This is a genomic window from Clostridium frigoris (genome assembly GCF_018861865.1).
In the GTDB taxonomy this organism is placed as follows: Bacteria; Bacillota; Clostridia; order Clostridiales; family Clostridiaceae; genus Clostridium_AD; species Clostridium_AD frigoris.
On record NZ_JAHLDV010000008.1, the window covers coordinates 81,853 to 99,700 of the forward strand.

Annotated in this window: 18 protein-coding genes; 1 reads left to right on the forward strand and 17 read right to left on the reverse strand. The window is 30.9% G+C overall.

Annotated features, from left to right (window positions below; translation table 11 throughout):
- Nucleotides 1-8: 8 nt before the first annotated feature.
- From KPL37_RS06225 to KPL37_RS06245, 5 genes are all read right to left on the reverse strand, one after another.
- The gene (locus KPL37_RS06225) at nt 9-584 is read right to left on the reverse strand and encodes a hypothetical protein (protein ID WP_216146706.1); all 576 of its coding nucleotides are present in this window, start codon (nt 582-584) and stop codon (nt 9-11) included.
- Between the two features lie 28 nt (nt 585-612).
- Nucleotides 613-1,692, reverse strand: a complete 1,080-nt coding sequence (gene prfA / locus KPL37_RS06230; protein ID WP_216146714.1) for a peptide chain release factor 1 — start codon at nt 1,690-1,692, stop codon at nt 613-615.
- Between the two features lie 116 nt (nt 1,693-1,808).
- Nucleotides 1,809-2,687 (reverse strand): peptide chain release factor N(5)-glutamine methyltransferase, encoded by an 879-nt coding sequence (gene prmC, locus KPL37_RS06235; RefSeq protein ID WP_343216220.1) that lies wholly within the window; start codon nt 2,685-2,687, stop codon nt 1,809-1,811.
- Between the two features lie 54 nt (nt 2,688-2,741).
- Entirely contained in the window at nt 2,742-3,647 is a 906-nt protein-coding gene (locus KPL37_RS06240) for a DUF1385 domain-containing protein (RefSeq protein WP_216146717.1), read from the reverse strand.
- Between the two features lie 2 nt (nt 3,648-3,649).
- Nucleotides 3,650-4,234 carry a thymidine kinase gene (locus tag KPL37_RS06245; protein WP_216146719.1) on the reverse strand — a complete coding sequence of 195 codons (585 nt, stop codon included), beginning with the start codon at nt 4,232-4,234 and terminating at the stop codon, nt 3,650-3,652.
- A gap of 205 nt (nt 4,235-4,439) precedes the next feature.
- Between KPL37_RS06245 and rpmE the strand changes: the two genes are divergently transcribed.
- Nucleotides 4,440-4,658 carry a 50S ribosomal protein L31 gene (gene rpmE / locus KPL37_RS06250; RefSeq protein WP_216146728.1) on the forward strand — a complete coding sequence of 73 codons (219 nt, stop codon included), beginning with the start codon at nt 4,440-4,442 and terminating at the stop codon, nt 4,656-4,658.
- Nucleotides 4,659-4,848: 190 nt separating this feature from the next.
- Here rpmE and rho read toward each other — a convergent pair whose 3' ends face one another.
- From rho to KPL37_RS06310, 12 genes are all read right to left on the reverse strand, one after another.
- On the reverse strand, nt 4,849-6,318 hold the full coding sequence (gene rho, locus KPL37_RS06255) for a transcription termination factor Rho (protein ID WP_216146730.1): 1,470 nt from the start codon (nt 6,316-6,318) through the stop codon (nt 4,849-4,851).
- A gap of 239 nt (nt 6,319-6,557) precedes the next feature.
- Nucleotides 6,558-8,165 (reverse strand): CTP synthase, encoded by a 1,608-nt coding sequence (pyrG, locus tag KPL37_RS06260; protein WP_216146732.1) that lies wholly within the window; start codon nt 8,163-8,165, stop codon nt 6,558-6,560.
- A 346-nt stretch (nt 8,166-8,511) separates the two neighbouring features.
- Nucleotides 8,512-8,799 (reverse strand): ribose-5-phosphate isomerase, encoded by a 288-nt coding sequence (locus KPL37_RS06265; RefSeq protein ID WP_216146734.1) that lies wholly within the window; start codon nt 8,797-8,799, stop codon nt 8,512-8,514.
- Between the two features lie 126 nt (nt 8,800-8,925).
- Nucleotides 8,926-9,366, reverse strand: coding sequence for a YwiB family protein (locus tag KPL37_RS06270; RefSeq protein ID WP_425514029.1), 441 nt, complete (start codon nt 9,364-9,366; stop codon nt 8,926-8,928).
- Nucleotides 9,367-9,380: 14 nt separating this feature from the next.
- The gene (locus KPL37_RS06275; protein WP_216146850.1) at nt 9,381-10,364 is read right to left on the reverse strand and encodes a tRNA 4-thiouridine(8) synthase ThiI; all 984 of its coding nucleotides are present in this window, start codon (nt 10,362-10,364) and stop codon (nt 9,381-9,383) included.
- Nucleotides 10,365-10,467: 103 nt separating this feature from the next.
- Entirely contained in the window at nt 10,468-11,499 is a 1,032-nt protein-coding gene (locus tag KPL37_RS06280; protein ID WP_216146736.1) for a D-alanine--D-alanine ligase family protein, read from the reverse strand.
- 137 nt (nt 11,500-11,636) lie between these two features.
- Complete coding sequence (locus KPL37_RS06285; protein WP_216146739.1) at nt 11,637-11,903, reverse strand: hypothetical protein; 267 nt, start codon at nt 11,901-11,903, stop codon at nt 11,637-11,639.
- Nucleotides 11,904-11,929: 26 nt separating this feature from the next.
- Nucleotides 11,930-13,300, reverse strand: coding sequence for a germination protein YpeB (gene ypeB / locus KPL37_RS06290; protein ID WP_216146747.1), 1,371 nt, complete (start codon nt 13,298-13,300; stop codon nt 11,930-11,932).
- An 81-nt stretch (nt 13,301-13,381) separates the two neighbouring features.
- Nucleotides 13,382-14,011: a stage II sporulation protein R gene (gene spoIIR, locus KPL37_RS06295; protein ID WP_216146757.1), complete on the reverse strand. Its 630-nt coding sequence runs from the start codon at nt 14,009-14,011 to the stop codon at nt 13,382-13,384.
- A gap of 62 nt (nt 14,012-14,073) precedes the next feature.
- A complete protein-coding gene (locus KPL37_RS06300; protein WP_216146760.1) occupies nt 14,074-15,243 on the reverse strand; it encodes a Ger(x)C family spore germination protein in 1,170 nt (389 codons plus the stop codon).
- Complete coding sequence (locus tag KPL37_RS06305) at nt 15,233-16,348, reverse strand: GerAB/ArcD/ProY family transporter (protein WP_216146762.1); 1,116 nt, start codon at nt 16,346-16,348, stop codon at nt 15,233-15,235. The genes KPL37_RS06300 and KPL37_RS06305 overlap by 11 nt, the downstream gene beginning before the upstream one ends.
- A gap of 37 nt (nt 16,349-16,385) precedes the next feature.
- On the reverse strand, nt 16,386-17,846 hold the full coding sequence (locus KPL37_RS06310) for a spore germination protein (RefSeq protein ID WP_216146764.1): 1,461 nt from the start codon (nt 17,844-17,846) through the stop codon (nt 16,386-16,388).
- Nucleotides 17,847-17,848: the final 2 nt, after the last annotated feature.

Here is a 17,848-nt window from a genome sequence, read left to right on the forward strand (position 1 = left end):
AGAAACACTTAATCTCTATATTCTTTTATATTTTCTATAGCATCATCTGAAAATACTGCTTGATCACAAGTTTTATATAAAACATTTAATAAACTATATTTTTTAAATCCACCGTTATTAATCACAAAATAGAAATATGTTTTTTCTGGATTTTGAAGCTTAATATCAATATACATTTTAGCTACATAAGGATATTTCATAAAAAAATTTATATCCACAGGGCGAATTTTTTTATTTCTAAACCCAGATTTTGTTATTATAATGATCCTTAAATTCCTACCATGGCCTTCTGTATGTACTAAATCAACCTTTTTACATATAATAATAAATTTAACCTTTGTTATTCCACACAATATACTTATTTTATAACCATTCTGCTTAAAATCAATATATTCTTCATTAATTCTAAGCAGTAGCACAAAAGTAATCATTACCTCAATGAAAATTAAATAAATTGCAAAAAAAGCATTCATAATTTTTGATATCATTAGTACAATTGGTAATAAAACAAAAATAAAGCACATTGATAGCATAAACCCTTCATAAGTTTTTTTTTGCTTTCTAATGGCTTTATTTATATTCATAATTTCACCTTTCACTCATAATAATATTTTAGTTATTATTATTACCCATTGCTTTCATCTTTTCTGCTTGATCAGCTGTTATTAAGCTATTAAGCATTTCATCTATGTCTCCATCAAGAAAAGCATCTAGTTTATACAAGGTTAACCCGATTCTATGATCAGTTATCCTGCCTTGAGGATAATTATATGTTCTTATTCTCTCACTTCTATCTCCCGTACCTACTTGACTCTTTCTCTCTTCAGCTATCCCTGCTGATCTCTCAGCTTCAGCTCTATCAAACAATCTAGATTTTAGTATTTTAAGAGCTTTTTCTTTATTCTTTAACTGGGATTTTTCATCCTGGCAAGAAACTACAAGTCCTGTTGGAATATGCGTCATTCTTACTGCTGAATCTGTTGTATTAACGCATTGTCCTCCATTACCAGATGCTCTAAACACATCTATTCTTAAATCATTAGCATTAACTTCAATATCCACATCGTCAACTTCAGGTAAAACTGCTACAGTAGCTGTAGACGTATGAATCCTTCCACTTGACTCTGTGTCTGGAACCCTTTGGACTCTATGCACTCCACTTTCATATTTGAATTTACTATAGGTAGATTCACCTTTTATCATAAACACTATTTCTTTGAATCCACCAATATCAGTTTCATTAGCGCTCATAACTTCAACTTTCCATCTATTACGCTCTGCATATCTTGTATACATTCTAAAAAGATTTGCTGCAAATAGTGCGGCTTCATCTCCACCAGCCCCTGCTCTAATTTCCACAAATACATTTCTCTCATCATTTGGATCCTTAGGCAAAAGTAAAATTCTTAATTCTTCTTGTGTTGTTTCCTTAATTTCATTTAATTCTTTAATTTCCTCTTGAATCATATCTTTCATTTCTTTATCTGATTCTTCTTTAAGCATTTCTTTATTTGTTTCTAAATCTTGTTTAGCTTTTTTATATATTCTATATTTTATAACAATTATTTCGAGTCCCGCGTGTTCTTTGCATAGTTTTTGCCATTCCTTTTGATTAGCTATAACCAATGGATCGCCAATTTTCATTGAAAGTTCATCATACTTATTTTCCGTAAAATCCAGTCTATCTAACATTTTTATCACTCCGTATATATATTTTCACATTACTTAATTATATCATAATCGGATACAATATACAAATTACTTCCACCCGCTTATTACCTTTATTTAACATCTGATTTGCTAGGCAACTAATCCATTATAGTGGCCTTAATAACCCTATCATTTCCCGATAAATCTTTAATACATTCTATATTATTAAATCCTGATTTAGATAATATACCCGTAACTAATTCCTTTTGATCGTATCCTATTTCAAAAGCTAAAATTCCACCTTTTTTTAAAACCTGTTCACTTTCTTTTGTGATTCTCCTGTAAAAATCAAGACCATCTTCACCACCACATAGTGCTATAAATGGTTCATATCCCTTTACATCTTCCATCAAAGTAGGTATAACCTCTTCTTTTATATATGGTGGATTAGATACTATTACATCAAATTTTTTATGTTGTTTAATTGCTATTTGTAACAAATCACCTTGCCCTATGTTAATTCTTTTAGATAATTTAAACCTTTCTATATTTAGTTTTGCAACAGCTAAAGCCTCTTCTGATATATCATAAAGCGTCACTCTAGCCTCTTTAATAAATTCAGCTATCGATATACCAATAGCTCCACTCCCAGTACAAACATCACATATCTGCGTAAAGCCTTTTTCCTTTACACATTTTATTACTTCCTCAACCAAAATTTCAGTATCAGGTCTCGGTATTAATACTCCTGGTTTTACTATAAAATCCATACCCATAAATTCACACTCGCCAAGAATGTATTTTATAGGCATTTTATTTTTTCTAATCTCAATTAACATAAAAAACTCATTTTCTTGCTCTATATTAAGTTTAAAGTCTCTATTAATCATTATGAACAATTTATCCTTATTTAAAACCTTACCAAGTAAAAGTTGTGAATCTAACAAATAACTTTCAATATTAACCTTTTTTAAAATTTCATATGACTCTAAAAGTACTTCTTGTATAGTATTTTCTTTAATTATATTAATTTTCACAACCTCCATTCATTCTTTGCAAATATTCTTAATATTTTCAATATTTCATATTAATTAATCTACAATTCCCTCTGCAGCTTTAAGTGCTCTTATTGCAACCTCTAATTGAGATAAATTCGGTTCTCTTGTGGTTAAGTTTTGTAATTCAAGTCCTGGATAAGAAAGAATTTTAGCTAAATTACTATCGCTTTTCCCCATCCATCTAATAATTTCATAACTTATACCTGAAATCAAAGGAAGTAATATAATTCTATACATTATTCTCTCCCCAATTGAGTTCCAACCAGTTAAAGAAAACACTATAATGCTAACTATCATAACTAAAAATAAGAAATTCGTTCCACATCTTGGATGTAGTCTTCCAAATTTAGATGCATTTTCTGGAGTTAATTCAACTTCGCTCTCATAACAAAATATAGTTTTATGTTCTGCACCATGATACTCATACACTCTCTTAATATCTTCCATTTTTCCTATTAGATACACATACAACAAAAATATCAACACTCTAATAATTCCCTCTACAATATTCATGCCCATAGTGCTTGCACCCAATTTACTAAACAAATTAGCTACAAGCGTTGGTAAAATAAAAAACAACCCTACTGAGAAGACCAAAGAAATTACAAGAGATATCCCCATAATTACATCATTACTTTTATCTTTGAACATTTTTTGTATAACTTTATCTAATTTCGAAGGTTCTCCTTCCTCTTCAAAAAAAGAAGCTGAATAATTCAGAGTTTTTACGCCTATAATTAATGATTCAATTAAAGAAATGAATCCTCTTATTATTGGTAGTCCTACTAATTTATTTTTTTTAGTATATGAGGTATAGCCTTTTTTCTCTATCACGATTTCCCCCTGCTCAGTTCTCACCGCAGTTGCAATTCCATCGCTCCCCCTCATCATAACTCCTTCAATTACTGCTTGACCCCCCACACTCGTCTTTCTAGCCATAGTTAACCCCCCTCTTTTGGTACTATATGACACTTTCTGCATCTTGCTTCATAAGACTCCGTAGCTCCAATTAATACAATTTTATCTTCGTATTTAGCTGGTTTTCCATTAATTAAACGTTGGGTTCTAGTAGCAGGATTACCACAAACCACACAAATCGCCTGAATTTTATCAACAAATTCTGCTATTGCCAGAAGTGCTGGTATAGGTCCAAAAGGTTCACCTCTAAAATCCATATCCAGACCCGCACATATAACTCTTTTATCATCATCCGCAAGCGATGTAATTATATCTATAATACCCTCGTCGAAAAACTGCACCTCGTCTATGGCAATAACTTGTGTATCAACATCTAAAAGTTCTAATATTTGTGAGCTATCCTTAACCCTGACTGCCTCTTCCTTTTCTCCACAATGAGATACCACATCGTCTTTACTATATCTATTATCGATTTCTGGCTTAAAAACCTGTACTTTCTGCTTTGCAATTTTAGTTCTTCTTATTCTGCGTATAAGTTCTTCAGATTTTCCACTGTACATAGGTCCTATGATAACTTCTACCCAGCCATGATTCTTTGGTCCGTACATATTTATTCCTCCAGTTTATTAATCCATATCTCAAAATTACAGTTAATTCAAATAAAAATTTTAACCATATATATTTTATCAAATATATACTATATAATAAAGTAAAAAAATAATTTTATTCTTATTGACTTAATTATTAATTATATGATAAAATTGAATAGTTGACAATACGGGTATATATTTATTTTAAAAAGAGGTGAAAAATATGCAAAAAGAAATACAACCAGAATATCATCACGATACAATTGTTAAATGCGCATGTGGAAACACTTTTACTACAGGATCTACTAAACAAGAACTTAAAGTAGACGTATGTTCTAATTGCCATCCATTCTATACTGGTAAGCAAAAGAATATTGATGCCGGTGGAAGAGTTGATAGATTCATGAAGAAATTTAACATAAAAAGAGAAGATGCAGAATAATATAGCAATGGAAAAGATTTAATTATCTTTTCCATTTTTTCATTTATAAAAATAAGTGGCATATAATAAGATTAAGCAATAATTATACCATCTTATTATATGCCATTTAAATACTTTATATTAATCATCTCTTTCAGAGCTGCTAATCATCTCTTTCAGAGCTGCATGTCATCTCTTTCAGACCTGCGTATTATCTAGCTAATAATTCAAAATTCTTATTTATCATTTCTAAAAATTCCTTATTACTCTTAGTCGTAGATAATAAATTCAGAAGTTTCTCTGTTACGCCCAAAGCATTGCCTTCTCTATACATTATCTTTCTTAGATTATATATAGTCTCCATCTCAATCTTTGTAAGTAATAAATCTTCTCTTCTTGTCCCTGATTTGTAGATATCCACAGCTGGAAATATTCTTCTTTCTTGAAGTTTTCTATCTAAGTGAACCTCCATGTTACCTGTACCCTTAAATTCTTCAAAGATCATATCATCCATTCTGCTTCCTGTTTCCACGAGTGCTGTTGCAAGTATAGTTAAACTTCCACCCTCTTCAATGTTTCTAGCTGCTCCAAAGAATTTTTTTGGCATTAAGAGTGCACTAGGATCAAGTCCTCCAGATAAAGTTCTTCCAGAAGGTGTTATAGTTAAATTGTAGGCTCTAGCAAGCCTAGTTAAACTATCTAGTAGGATAACTACGTCTTGACCTTGTTCCACCATTCTTTTAGCTCTTTCAAGCACCATAGAAGCTACTTTCGTATGATGATCCGGTTCTTCATCAAATGTTGAATATATAACCTCACCTTTAATTGATCTTTGCATGTCAGTTACTTCTTCTGGTCTCTCATCTATTAAAACAACTATTAATTTTACTTCTGGGTGATTTATAGAGATACTATTAGCGATTTTTTTAAGAAGTGTTGTTTTCCCTGCTTTTGGCTGTGCTACAATTATACCTCTCTGTCCTTTACCTATAGGAGAAATAATATCCATCATTCTTGAAGATAAATCAGCTGCATTAGTTTCAAGTATCAGCCTTTGTGTTGGATAAATAGGTATTAGCTTTTCAAAAGGTTTTCTACCTACTGCTCTTTCTGGATTTTCTCCATTTACCTTTAGTACGTACAGTAATGCCTTAAATTTTTCGCCTTCCTTAGGTGTTCTGACCTTACCTTCTACCTCATCGCCTGTCTTTAAATTAAATCTTCTAATTTGAGATGGTGAAACATAAATATCATCAGAACCTGATAAATAATTGTGTCCTCTTAGAAAACCATAGCTATTATTTTCAATTATTTCGAGAACTCCTCTTGCCGAACCCGATTCATTTATCATTTCTTGCAATTGTTCTTTTTTATTTTCATTTTGATTTTTAAAACCTGTATCAATGTTTTCATTCAATATAGGTTTAGTCCTTTGAACTGGCTCTGTTTCGATATGTTTTTCTGAATTGTCTATAACATTATCTTCAACTGCAGAAGAGCTTTTGGGACTTATCTTTTCTCTTAAAATTACTCCATCTTTTTGCATAGAAACTTGTGATGTTTTATTTATCTCTCCAATTAGCTCACTTTTCTTAAGCTTAGAAATATTTTTAATGCCAAGCTCTTTACATCGCTGCTTTAGCTCGACTACTGTCATATTTTCGAAATCTTCATTTATCAAAATCTGCACCTCCGAAGGGTATTTCATATGTAATATCTATTTTATAAATATCATGGGAATTTAAAACGAGTATACTATCCAATGAATTTTTTGAAATGATATATTGTGTTAATTATATCCTATTTCATAATTTTAATCCACTCTATTTAAGATTCTCAACTTGTTCTAAAATTATTGAAAAAATATCCCATAGTGTAGACTTTTTTTCATTTGTCCACTCCATAGGATATATTTTAATGCTATCTATCGTTTTCTATTGCTGCTTTAATAAAATCACTAAATAGTACATGAGGGTTATTTGGTCTAGATTTAAGTTCTGGATGAAACTGAACTCCAACAAACCAAGGGTGATCCTTAATCTCAACTATCTCAACCAATTTTCCATCAGGACTTGTTCCTGTAAGTGAAAGTCCTGCATCAGTTACTGCTTTTCTATATTCATTATTAAATTCATATCTATGTCTATGTCTTTCATATATCACTTCATCTGCATAAGCTTCATGAGCGTTCGAATCTTTTGCTAATTTACATGCATATAATCCAAGTCTCATAGTGCCACCTTTTTCATCTAAATCCTTTTGATCTGGCATTAAATCTATTACCGGATGCTTAGTTTCTGGATTGATTTCAGAACTATTAGCTCCACTTAATCCAGCAACATTTCTTGCATACTCTATAACAGCACACTGCATACCAAGGCATATTCCAAAATATGGCACTTTATTTTCTCTAGCATACTTCGTTGCCTCAATTTTACCTTCTATTCCTCTGTCACCAAATCCACCTGGAACCAATATTCCGTGAACATCACCTAGTATTTCGTGTGCATTCTCAGCTGTTACATCACAAGCATTTATCCACTTAACTTCTACATTACAATCATTAGCAAGGCCTCCATGACTAAGTGCCTCAACAACAGAAATATATGCATCATGAAGTTCTACATATTTTCCAACTAATGCTATCTTAACATTTCCAGATAGGTTTTTTAATCTATCAACCATATCTATCCATGCAGTATTATCTATTTCATGACAATCTAGTTTTAATTTTTTACATACTAAAGTGTCTAACCCTTCATTATGAAGCATAAGTGGTATTTCATATAAATTATCAGCATCTAAATTTTGAATTACAGAGTCCGCTTCTAAATTACAGAACATAGCAATTTTAGCCTTCATATCTTCAGATATTTCCTTTTCAGAACGACATACTATGATGTCTGGTTGAATACCTATACTTCTTAATTCTTTTACAGAATGTTGAGTAGGTTTTGTTTTAAGCTCTCCAGCTTTTCTTAAATATGGTACTAATGTAACATGGATAAAGCAAACATTTTCTTTTCCCACTTCATATTGTGCCTGTCTTATGGCTTCTAAAAAAGGTAAAGATTCAATATCTCCAATAGTTCCACCAATTTCAGTTATAACAACATCTACATCTTTTTCTTTAGCTACTCTATAGACTCTTTCTTTTATCTCATTAGTTATATGTGGTATTACTTGTACAGTACCGCCTAAGAAATCTCCTCTTCTCTCTTTAGTTATAACTGACCAATACACTTTTCCTGTAGTTACATTACTACTCTTACTTAGATTTTCATCAATAAACCTCTCATAATGTCCTAAATCTAAATCTGTTTCAGCACCATCATCTGTTACAAAAACTTCTCCATGCTGATATGGACTCATGGTACCTGGATCTACATTTAAATATGGATCAAATTTTTGAATAGAAACCTTAAGCCCTCTATTTTTCAAAAGCCTACCTAATGAAGCTGCTGTTATTCCTTTACCTAGAGATGAAACTACTCCACCTGTGACAAATATGTACTTAGTACTACCCATAATAACTCCTCCTATGATTTATAACTGATTGTGAGATAACCTTTATTTTTCATATATTGTTGATGTATTCCTATAAAAAACTTTTGAAAGTTTATATTAATTACTTTTAAAATAGCTTGACAAATGTCGTTTACAATTTTATAATAGAAATTACCCTATAAATATAATGGTATAGGTTTTTTTAAAAACAATATTAATATCTTATCACATTTTTTTATCATTCACCAGTGTTTTTTTGTTTTTTCGACTTTTAATTTTATTTTTAGAGCTTAAAATTCATATAAATGTAATTCTCATTTACTTTATAATCAGCCTTATACTTGCAAATTTCATCATATGCCTATCTTTATATCCCTAATATGTTCTCTATTTCAAAATACATTTCTCTAAATTCTTTATTAATAAAAAATCGTTCTTCTGCTTTTTTTACCCCATAATTAACAGCTCTTTTGTTAGAAATTAGAAACTTTTTATAAGCGATTTCAACATCATCACATTTATGCTTTTGTAATAATAGGAATAATATGTATTTGCATTCTCTATCTTTTAATATTTTTAATGATTCATGCCTTTTAATACCTTTCACATAACAGATAGCTTCTATTATCTTTTCATAATCAATATTTTTCAACATTAAACCACTCCTAAGTTTTTTTGAATTATTGTATCAATTAAATTATTGACATTTATTCATAAAAACTATCCATAAAATGAAATTTATAATTTAAAGCTATATTCTAAATAAAACATAGCCTTATTTTTATTGTGCTTTAATCTTAATTTCCAAAATCGTACTCAAAACTTGTTGGTTTCCTATTATCATATCATAATCTATAAATACATCTCCGCCACCATTATCTACATTCATTTTTAGTTCTCTAGTATCAACTGTAAGATCTAATGCTCCATGAGGTGTATTATATAGAGTTAAGTCTCTTGAATATTTTTTAAAGTTCATCTCAGTGTTAGTGGTTCCAGTTCTTATAAGTGTAAATTTTTCTTCATCAATTTTAAATGTAGTAGTGGTTCCTTCCATTCCTGAAATTTCTGTTTCCTCGTATACTGCATAATAGCAATCGCCTTCCTTGTAAAATTTTCCAGGTGTTACCACCTCAATTTCATCACCATCTTCTTCACTATCGGACTGTCTGCTAACTACTGAAATTACAGCATTCTTCTCCATAACCTTGCTCTTTTGCATAAACTTACTCCTCACTAATTTATAATATAGTTATTTATTTCTTCCTGCGTTGCAGGTATTGCATCTATAACTCTGTCTAGACTCTCATAATCTTTTCCATAACTAATAGATACAACTTTCTCGCCTTGCCCTTTACAATACCTGCCCGTTATTCTTGCTGCAAACTCAATGTCTTCATTTGTAGCAATACCTATTATAGCAACTGTAGAACCATTATAGTCCTTAGCTAAAAACATCAAATCTTCCTTTGTTAAAAGTTGTTCTAGAAGATCTCCTTCTTTCTCCGTTCTTGTAGATATAATCTTTGAATCTTTAGATAACCTAAATTGCCTTCCTATTCTTAGTAATTTAAGATCTCTTTTCGTTGGATTTTCTTTATGATCTAAAAGATCCTTAAGCCTTATAGAATAATTAGGTTCTGTAAGTTTACAACCACCGGCAGGTGATGGATAATCTAAAATACCCCACTTACTTGCAAGCTCCATTTGAACCTTTCTATTTCTTCCTTCTATATTCATAAGCGCTTCTCTATCGATTAGACCATCTATCTCCATTTGAGTTGGATTAAGATTCCTCGCACATAATGGCCTTAATATTTTATCTCCTATTCCGGATTCATTTTTTACTACGTCTAAAGATGATCTGTTTTGAGACATAGGTCTTTGATTTAAAACTTCTCCCGTAATAATAAAATCAGCATGGAATTTTTCGAGTAAATCTCCACAATACCTCATCATCATGGCATGGCAATCAATACAAGGATTCATATTTTTACCATAACCATGTTTTGGATTTTTCATCATTTGAAAATGTGCATCTGAAAAATCTACAACTTCTAGCGGTATATCTATTTGTTTAACCATTTTCAGTGCATTCTTTTCACCAAAAAAGTTGGATTTAAAACATATACCAATAACTTCTATTCCTTGTTCTTTCACAAGTTTTGCTGCAAGAGCACTATCAAGGCCTCCAGAAATCATAGCTAAAGCTGTGGTCATAAGTATTTCGCCTCTCTCCACTATATTCATCTGTTATCACAGCTGTATTCATCTGTTATCTCAGCTATATTCATCTGTTATCTCAGCTGCATTCTACCAGTAGCTATTTATTGTTTCTTTCAATAGCTAATTTAATAAGCTCATCAATAAGTTCAACATAAGTTTTCCCTGTAGCTTGCCACATTTTAGGGTACATACTTATTTTAGTAAAACCTGGTATAGTATTAACTTCATTTAAATAAACATCTTCTGTTTCTTTGTCTACTAAGAAGTCGACTCTTGCCATACCAGCGCAATCTAATATTTTATAAATTTTTATAGCTATCTCTTTAATGTTCTGTAATTTTGCTTCATTAAATGCTGCAGGTATTAAAAGCTTAGATTCCTCATTTTTATATTTAGCTTCATAATCATAAAACTCTTTTGCTGGAATTATCTCTCCTGGTATAGTCGCCATTGGATAATCATTGCCAAGGACTCCTACTTCAATTTCCCTTGCATTAATAGCATGTTCAACTAGAACTTTTCTATCATATTTTAGAGCTTCTCCTACTCCAAATATTAGTTCAGACTTGTTGTGTGCTTTTGTTATCCCTACAGAAGACCCCCCATTAGACGGTTTTATAAATACCGGATAACCTAATTTTTTTTCTACATTTTCTGTTAGAGTATCTTTATCTTTTACATATTCGCTAGCATTTATTACAACATATTCAGCTTGCTTTACATTAAATTTTTCAAGCAAATATTTTGTATAAATCTTATCCATGCAAATAGCAGACGACATTACTCCAGGACCTACGCAGGGAATATTAGATAATTTACACATACCTTGAATAGTTCCATCTTCTCCAAAGGAACCGTGTAATACTGGGAACACAACATCTACTTCTTTATTAAATATAAGTTTTTGCCCTTCTGGCACTTTAAAGTACTCGTCCGTTTCCCATTCTCCATTATCTATATTTTCTACCTTACCAGTATATTGAAACCATAACCCATCCTTAGTTATTCCTATAGGGTATATGTCATATTTCGTTTGATCAATATTTTTTAATACTGATGTTGCTGACGCTCTAGAAACTTCATGTTCTGTAGACTGTCCACCAAATAATACCGCTAATCTCTTTTTCATAAACATTCTCTCCTTATAACCATAATTACTATTATACTAATATTAAAAACATAAGTTTACTAAATAAACTTAATATAATTCTTACCGATTTTTTTAATATAGTTCATATTATATCATTGTGCATACTACTTTGTATTTTAATTTTTTAACTTCACCGTATATAATAACACAACTTGAAATTTTAACAACATTTTGGAAGCTTCAAATCTGCCATCTTCTATAATTTGCAGTTGTCTAGCCCAGTAAAATTGCTTTGCTGGCAGTCTAAATCTGCTTCCAAAGTTGTTAATTTTCAGCGACCCAGGAGATGATTTAATGGTAATTTCAAAATAATTAAATAGAAGAAAGGATATATCTGCACTTTCTACACATATATCCTTTCTATAAGTTACTATCCTAAACATTTATGCCCATATAACCTTCCATATTGCTAAATTGTTAGCTTTCCATTAGGTGTATCAATTATTTCTATTATTCTTTGTTCATAACCAGTACTAGCATTAATATATACTATAAAATCCTTTCCCTTATATGACCCCAAGAATTCATAACACAAAACTTCTTTATTAGTCTCCGTAGGTATAATAACTAAACTAACTTTATTTATTTTTAGCCTTGCACCAACTTTTTCTCGTGCTTTAGTTTCTGTTATTTTCGGAGTAATCATTTCCCTCTTTTCTACATGTGAAACTAAAAATTTTTCAGATTCAATTCCTATAATACTACCATCATCTAGAGCAATTTTAAGTTTTACTTGATCTGTATAAATTGCTACATTATTTTGTTTATACACATAACTTACCACCGCTGTATTCCCATAGTTCAGAGTATATGTAGGCTCCATGTTTTTATATCCTATTTTGAAAAGAAACTTACTTCCACCTTCTATTGCTTTTGGGATATTTAATGTTGGTTTACCCAAAGTTCTATTATCCAATAAATAAACTACCTTACCACCATTTTTGCTTATCTCTATTACTGTTTTAGTATCACCTTTATCTCTCCCTTTAAATGATATATAAAACGTATAAGTTGGTATCTTTGTCTTTCCAGCTTGTGACTTATATTCAATCTTTTCAATTTTGTCCTTTCCAAACATATTGTTTATAACTTCAACCGCATTTTTTTCACTAACTTCCTTTTGGGACAATACTTTAGGCTTTGTTTCGACGATATTATCAGAAAAAGGCCCATCATAAATTAATGCCGGATACTGCACTATTTGCTTTTGTATGCCTGTAAACTTTTTAGTCACAAGATCATCTTCTGTTTTTGTAAGAGCTATGCTACTTTTTTTCCTGATTTCTCCCCATTTAACTTTACCATCATTAATTTGCGAAAGAACACCATTTAATTGTTCTTGAAGTGTGTATGATTGTATTTCCAAAGTATCAATTAATGCATACTGTTTATCATTAAGTTTCTTTCCTTCCGATGCTGATTGAGCTAAAGTATAACAAAAGTCTCCTACTTGAGTTAAAAATTTACTAGTATCCCCAACAACTGATTGATCAATTGGCAACGAATGCAATTTATCATTTGCAGTAGCAGAATATCTGAAAATTTCTTCAAATACTATTATACTTTGCTCAGGGGAACCAACAATAGCGGACTTACCTAAATTTACTCTTATATTTTGTACAGAGTCAACAAGTTCATACATATTTTTACTATACTGTCCCTGAAGATAATTTCTATAATCTAGTCTTTCCAAAAACATTAATATAGCAAACGTAGTTGAAAACACAATAATTATAGTTACAACACTTGTATACAAAATTCTTTTCTTTGACATTTTCATATGTTTTCCTCCTGATATTTTACAAGGTGGTATATAAAAATCATTAATTTTTATATGCCATATTAGCTATTTGATTTATTCTTAGCCAAATAATTTAGTAAAAATTTCTCCTAGTTTAAATTTTACAACTATTTTTTTGCTACTAACAGTGTTATCTACCACACTATATTCATCATCTGATAATACTGTTTTCATTTCTTTTTCAGTTTTTTCATAAGACACATTACCTTTTGTAATATCTACAAAACATAGCGGAGGAAACATTACACACCACCAGTTTTGCCCTGTGCCCGTTCCAATAATTATTCTGTATGCCTCATATTTGCCTTGAGGTAAAGTTATATTTCCATAGGTTTTAACCGGGAAATATTCTTCTGATAGAGAGGTAGCTACTGAATATTTAAACCCATTTTCTTTTATAACTTTCTGCGCAATTATTTTGATATTTTCGTTTTCATTATTTATAATTTTTCTTGATTCTTTTATATTTTTACAATCCACAATTTTTGGTGATATATATTTTAAAACAGAATCTCTTACTTTTAATTTTATATTTTGATCTATTTTATCATCACTATTAGCTATTACATGAAATCTTATAAGTTTACTCGCAACATCGCTTTGGCTTGCTTTCCCACTTGTACTCGTTGAATTTAGAGCTATTAAAATTATAATCATTACGGCAAAACTTGTTAATATAAATTTTTTCATGTTTATCCCCCCCGGATATAATAAATCTATATTAATATCATTACCATATTATGTAATTGTATTCATTGAACCGCTCCAATTCTACGAATTTCAGTATCAACAATTACTTTTACTGATATTTTTTTATACTCTTCATCCCATTTATTTCCTATTTTTTCCCACAAAGCTGGTTTAAATTTTTCTATATATTCTCTGGTACCAAAGGGATCTATCCCAAATTCTTTTATAGCAATTTCCATAATTTTTTCACATTCTTTACTAATAGACTTATTAAAATTATTTTGTAACCTTTGTAACTCACCTTTATCAAGTATTTTTTTACCTACATAATATTCACTTATCTGCCCCTCAAGGTTTATATTTACATTGATAACTAATTTGTTTCCTTCTTCAACAACTTTCATTTTTCTTGTATATCCATCTATCACATAATCGACAGGATGACCATCCACATATATTACTTTTTTACCAACCTTAAACTTACCATTTAGCAATTGAATATCTAATAATTCAATTGGCGTAAAATATCCTTTTAACTCATAACCTTTAATTATGGCAGCCCCCGTTAACATCAATTCATTTTTTCCCTTATCTATCGTTATTCTAGGCAATAGGGCATTGCCATTTTCACTTAATAATATAAGCAATTCATTTAAAGTAGTGCTCATAATTCTAGAATTTCTTTTGCTATTATCCATAAGTCCTGAAATATAATATTGTGAACTATTTTCAGTCATAGGTTTAAATTTTACATAATCTTGTGCTGAACCGTCCGAAACAACAACCTGCATCATCCTATTTATATTAGGATTTCGCTGCATGTAATCTATTATTTCTTTAACAGTATCCTTATGTTTTAATAAATTACTACTTAATATTAAAAGCTTGGTATGTCCCATGTATATATCTCTACTACTTTTAGCGGTAGCTTCAGAATATGCATCCTCCATAGAATAGGCGTCAGTATTAATATACTTATCCAAGGCACTTTTACCTGTTACGAGCATACTCATGTCTGGAAATCCATAAGTTACATTGATTTTCTTAATTTGCCTCTCAGCAAATGGCTCATCCGACTTAATACTTTTTAACACCTTCTCTTTACTAATATCTTCTCCAGCATCAACAGCTATAGTAGATATGAAGTTCCGCCTATCTATTTCCACTTTATCCCAACATCCACTCAATAAAATACAACTTAGAATTATTGGTAAAATCTTTTTAAATTTCATCTATGCTCTTCCCCCTTCCGCGTTCTTTACTTTTACCTATAATTAATATAAGTATTGGTAACACTACAAAAAGAAATATTGCTGTTAATAAAACAGGGTTAGTTTTGAATTGCAAATTATAAATTTCAGCTATATTTTTTGGATATAAAGCTATGACATAAATAATAGGCATAATTAACAGTGAGGATAACTTATTATCTTTTAACTTAGCTACATTTTTTACAATTTCACATGAGAAGAAATACGTATTAACAAATGTTGTGAAATAAAAAAATATCCAAAATGCCATAACTACTCCTTCCCAATGTTCTATAAATGTGTCTGGTATAGAAAGTGACTTTATCATGGTAATAGTTGGCCATAATATCACTTTACTCTGTGCTTTGGAAAATACCGCTAAAACAAGAATCATTATTATAAAATAAAATATTGTTACAAATGTTATGCTCTTTTTTAGCACACCCAAAGAAGTTTTCTTGTTTTTAGCATAGGGAAGAACGAGGTATACTATTTCTATTCCACCAAAACTAAACAGAATATATTTAGAAGCCTTAAAATATTCAAATGGTTTATTGTGAAGTACTGGCAATAAGTTCGTGAAGTCCGCATTTATTACTGTAAGAATTAGCACTGCAAAGGCTGGAATAAACATAACCCAAAATGATATTTCATTAAACTTAATTAAATCACCTATTTCACCTCTTACTAAATATGTCCCCGTCAAAATAGTAATCATTAAAATAAATTCTGTAGGAGTTCGCCTTAATAAATATAATTTAATTACTTCGACAAATTCCCTCATCCCAAGGGAAACAATGAATATGCTATAAATTGAAAAAGTAACAGCAAATATCCCTCCGAGGAGCTTACCAAAATTATTTTGTAATATACTTGTGAGATCCTCAAAGTTATTCCTCTTCATTACTCTGTATATAAGATGCAATAATAAAAAAATTACTATCCCACAAATTATAGTAAGTATCCATGCATCACTACCTACTTTATCTATGACTTCCCTTGGCGCTGAAAATATTCCTACACCAACTATGGCTACCACAACGGTTGTAAATATTCCAAAATCCTCAACTTTTTCTCTATCTGTCATATTATAATATTCACCTCCAAATAAAAAACGGTTCAAACTATTTCTGTCTTATCTTATCTCCTGTTTCCATGTATTTAGGCCTTTCTTTTAGCTCAGATATGGGCTCTCTAATATACATATCTTTTAAATCTTTAATATTAGTATTAACTGCTGGAGCCAAATAAGGCACTCCGAAGCTCTTCATTCTAACCAGATGAATAAGAAGTACAATGAGACCAATCATTATCCCATAAAAGCCTATAATCGCTGAAGCTATAATAAGTAAAAATCTAACAAATCTAAAAGCTGTTGCCACCTCATAGTTAGGAGTTACAAATGTAGTAATAGCAGTAATCGCCACAATAATTATCATTATTGGACTAACTATTCCTGCACTTACTGCCGACTGGCCTATAACAAGCCCTCCAACAATACCGATAGTAGCTCCAATAGGCCTTGGCAATCTAACCACAGCCTCCATAAGCAGTGCAAAAAATATTTCCATCATTATAGCCTCTATAAATGCCGGGAATGGCACACCTTCCCTTGAGGCTGCTATGGCATAGGCTAATTTAGTGGGTATTATCTCTGCATGATAAGATGTAATTGCTACATAAAGTGCAGGCGCAGTAAGGGAAATAAATATAGCTAGCATCCTTATAAATCTAACTATAGAACCATGCATCCATCTTTGATAATAATCATCAGGTGATTGAAACAAATTAGGCAATGTTGCTGGTACTATAATTGCAAATGGAGAATTATCCACAAGAATTGCTATTCTTCCCTCATATAAAGCTGCAGCGACTACATCCGGTCTCTCCGTACTTTGTATTTGAGGAAAAGGAGAATATTTATTATCCTCTATTAGCTGCTCTATGTATGCACTATCGAAAACTGCATCAATGTTTATTTTATCGATTCGGTGCTCAAGTTCATCGAGTACTCCTTTATTTGCTATATCATCAATATACATAATAACCACATCTGTTTTAGATCTAGTCCCTAAAGTATTACGCTTAATTCGTAGCCTCGTATCTCTAATTCGTCTTCTAATTAAAGCAGTATTAAATCTTATAGTTTCTGTAAACCCTTCCCGGGCACCGCGAATTACAGTTTCACCAGATGGATCACCCACCCCTCTAGCAGGCCAAGAACGTGAAGCAATAACATAGGCACAATCTAAATTATCTATAAACATTAATGTGTCCCCTGAAAGTGCAGCATTAACTCCTTCACTCATTTTTTTGACTTCTCGCATATCAGTTACCGCAAGAATATTGTCTTTTATTTGTTCTACATCCTGTATTCCCTTTGAGGCAAGCATTAATGGCTCTAATACATAATGATCAAGCAGCATTTTATCTGCCATTCCGTCTATATAGACCAATGATGCCTTCCACTTTTCCACATTGAAAGTTCTAAAAATCATATCTGAGTTATCTTGTAAAAGATCTTTTAAGTACTCAATATTTTTTTCTGCTTTTAATTCAATTTTATCGTTTATTGTTTCCTTCATAT

Excerpts from the sequence above, each read along its gene's own strand:
- KPL37_RS06225 (WP_216146706.1), bottom strand. The coding sequence starts at position 584 with ATGAATATAAATAAAGCCATTAGAAAGCAAAAAAAAACTTATGAAGGG.
- KPL37_RS06240 (WP_216146717.1), bottom strand. The coding sequence starts at position 3,647 with ATGGCTAGAAAGACGAGTGTGGGGGGTCAAGCAGTAATTGAAGGAGTT.
- ypeB (WP_216146747.1), bottom strand. The coding sequence starts at position 13,300 with ATGAAAATGTCAAAGAAAAGAATTTTGTATACAAGTGTTGTAACTATA.
- KPL37_RS06300 (WP_216146760.1), bottom strand. The coding sequence starts at position 15,243 with ATGAAATTTAAAAAGATTTTACCAATAATTCTAAGTTGTATTTTATTG.
- KPL37_RS06305 (WP_216146762.1), bottom strand. The coding sequence starts at position 16,348 with ATGACAGATAGAGAAAAAGTTGAGGATTTTGGAATATTTACAACCGTT.
- KPL37_RS06285 (WP_216146739.1), bottom strand. The coding sequence starts at position 11,903 with ATGTTTAGGATAGTAACTTATAGAAAGGATATATGTGTAGAAAGTGCA.
- pyrG (WP_216146732.1), bottom strand. The coding sequence starts at position 8,165 with ATGGGTAGTACTAAGTACATATTTGTCACAGGTGGAGTAGTTTCATCT.
- spoIIR (WP_216146757.1), bottom strand. The coding sequence starts at position 14,011 with ATGAAAAAATTTATATTAACAAGTTTTGCCGTAATGATTATAATTTTA.
- prfA (WP_216146714.1), bottom strand. The coding sequence starts at position 1,692 with ATGTTAGATAGACTGGATTTTACGGAAAATAAGTATGATGAACTTTCA.
- KPL37_RS06310 (WP_216146764.1), bottom strand. The coding sequence starts at position 17,846 with ATGAAGGAAACAATAAACGATAAAATTGAATTAAAAGCAGAAAAAAAT.
- KPL37_RS06245 (WP_216146719.1), bottom strand. The coding sequence starts at position 4,234 with ATGTACGGACCAAAGAATCATGGCTGGGTAGAAGTTATCATAGGACCT.
- KPL37_RS06280 (WP_216146736.1), bottom strand. The coding sequence starts at position 11,499 with ATGAAAAAGAGATTAGCGGTATTATTTGGTGGACAGTCTACAGAACAT.
- KPL37_RS06275 (WP_216146850.1), bottom strand. The coding sequence starts at position 10,364 with ATGACCACAGCTTTAGCTATGATTTCTGGAGGCCTTGATAGTGCTCTT.
- KPL37_RS06270 (WP_425514029.1), bottom strand. The coding sequence starts at position 9,366 with ATGCAAAAGAGCAAGGTTATGGAGAAGAATGCTGTAATTTCAGTAGTT.
- rpmE (WP_216146728.1), top strand. The coding sequence starts at position 4,440 with ATGCAAAAAGAAATACAACCAGAATATCATCACGATACAATTGTTAAA.
- KPL37_RS06265 (WP_216146734.1), bottom strand. The coding sequence starts at position 8,799 with ATGTTGAAAAATATTGATTATGAAAAGATAATAGAAGCTATCTGTTAT.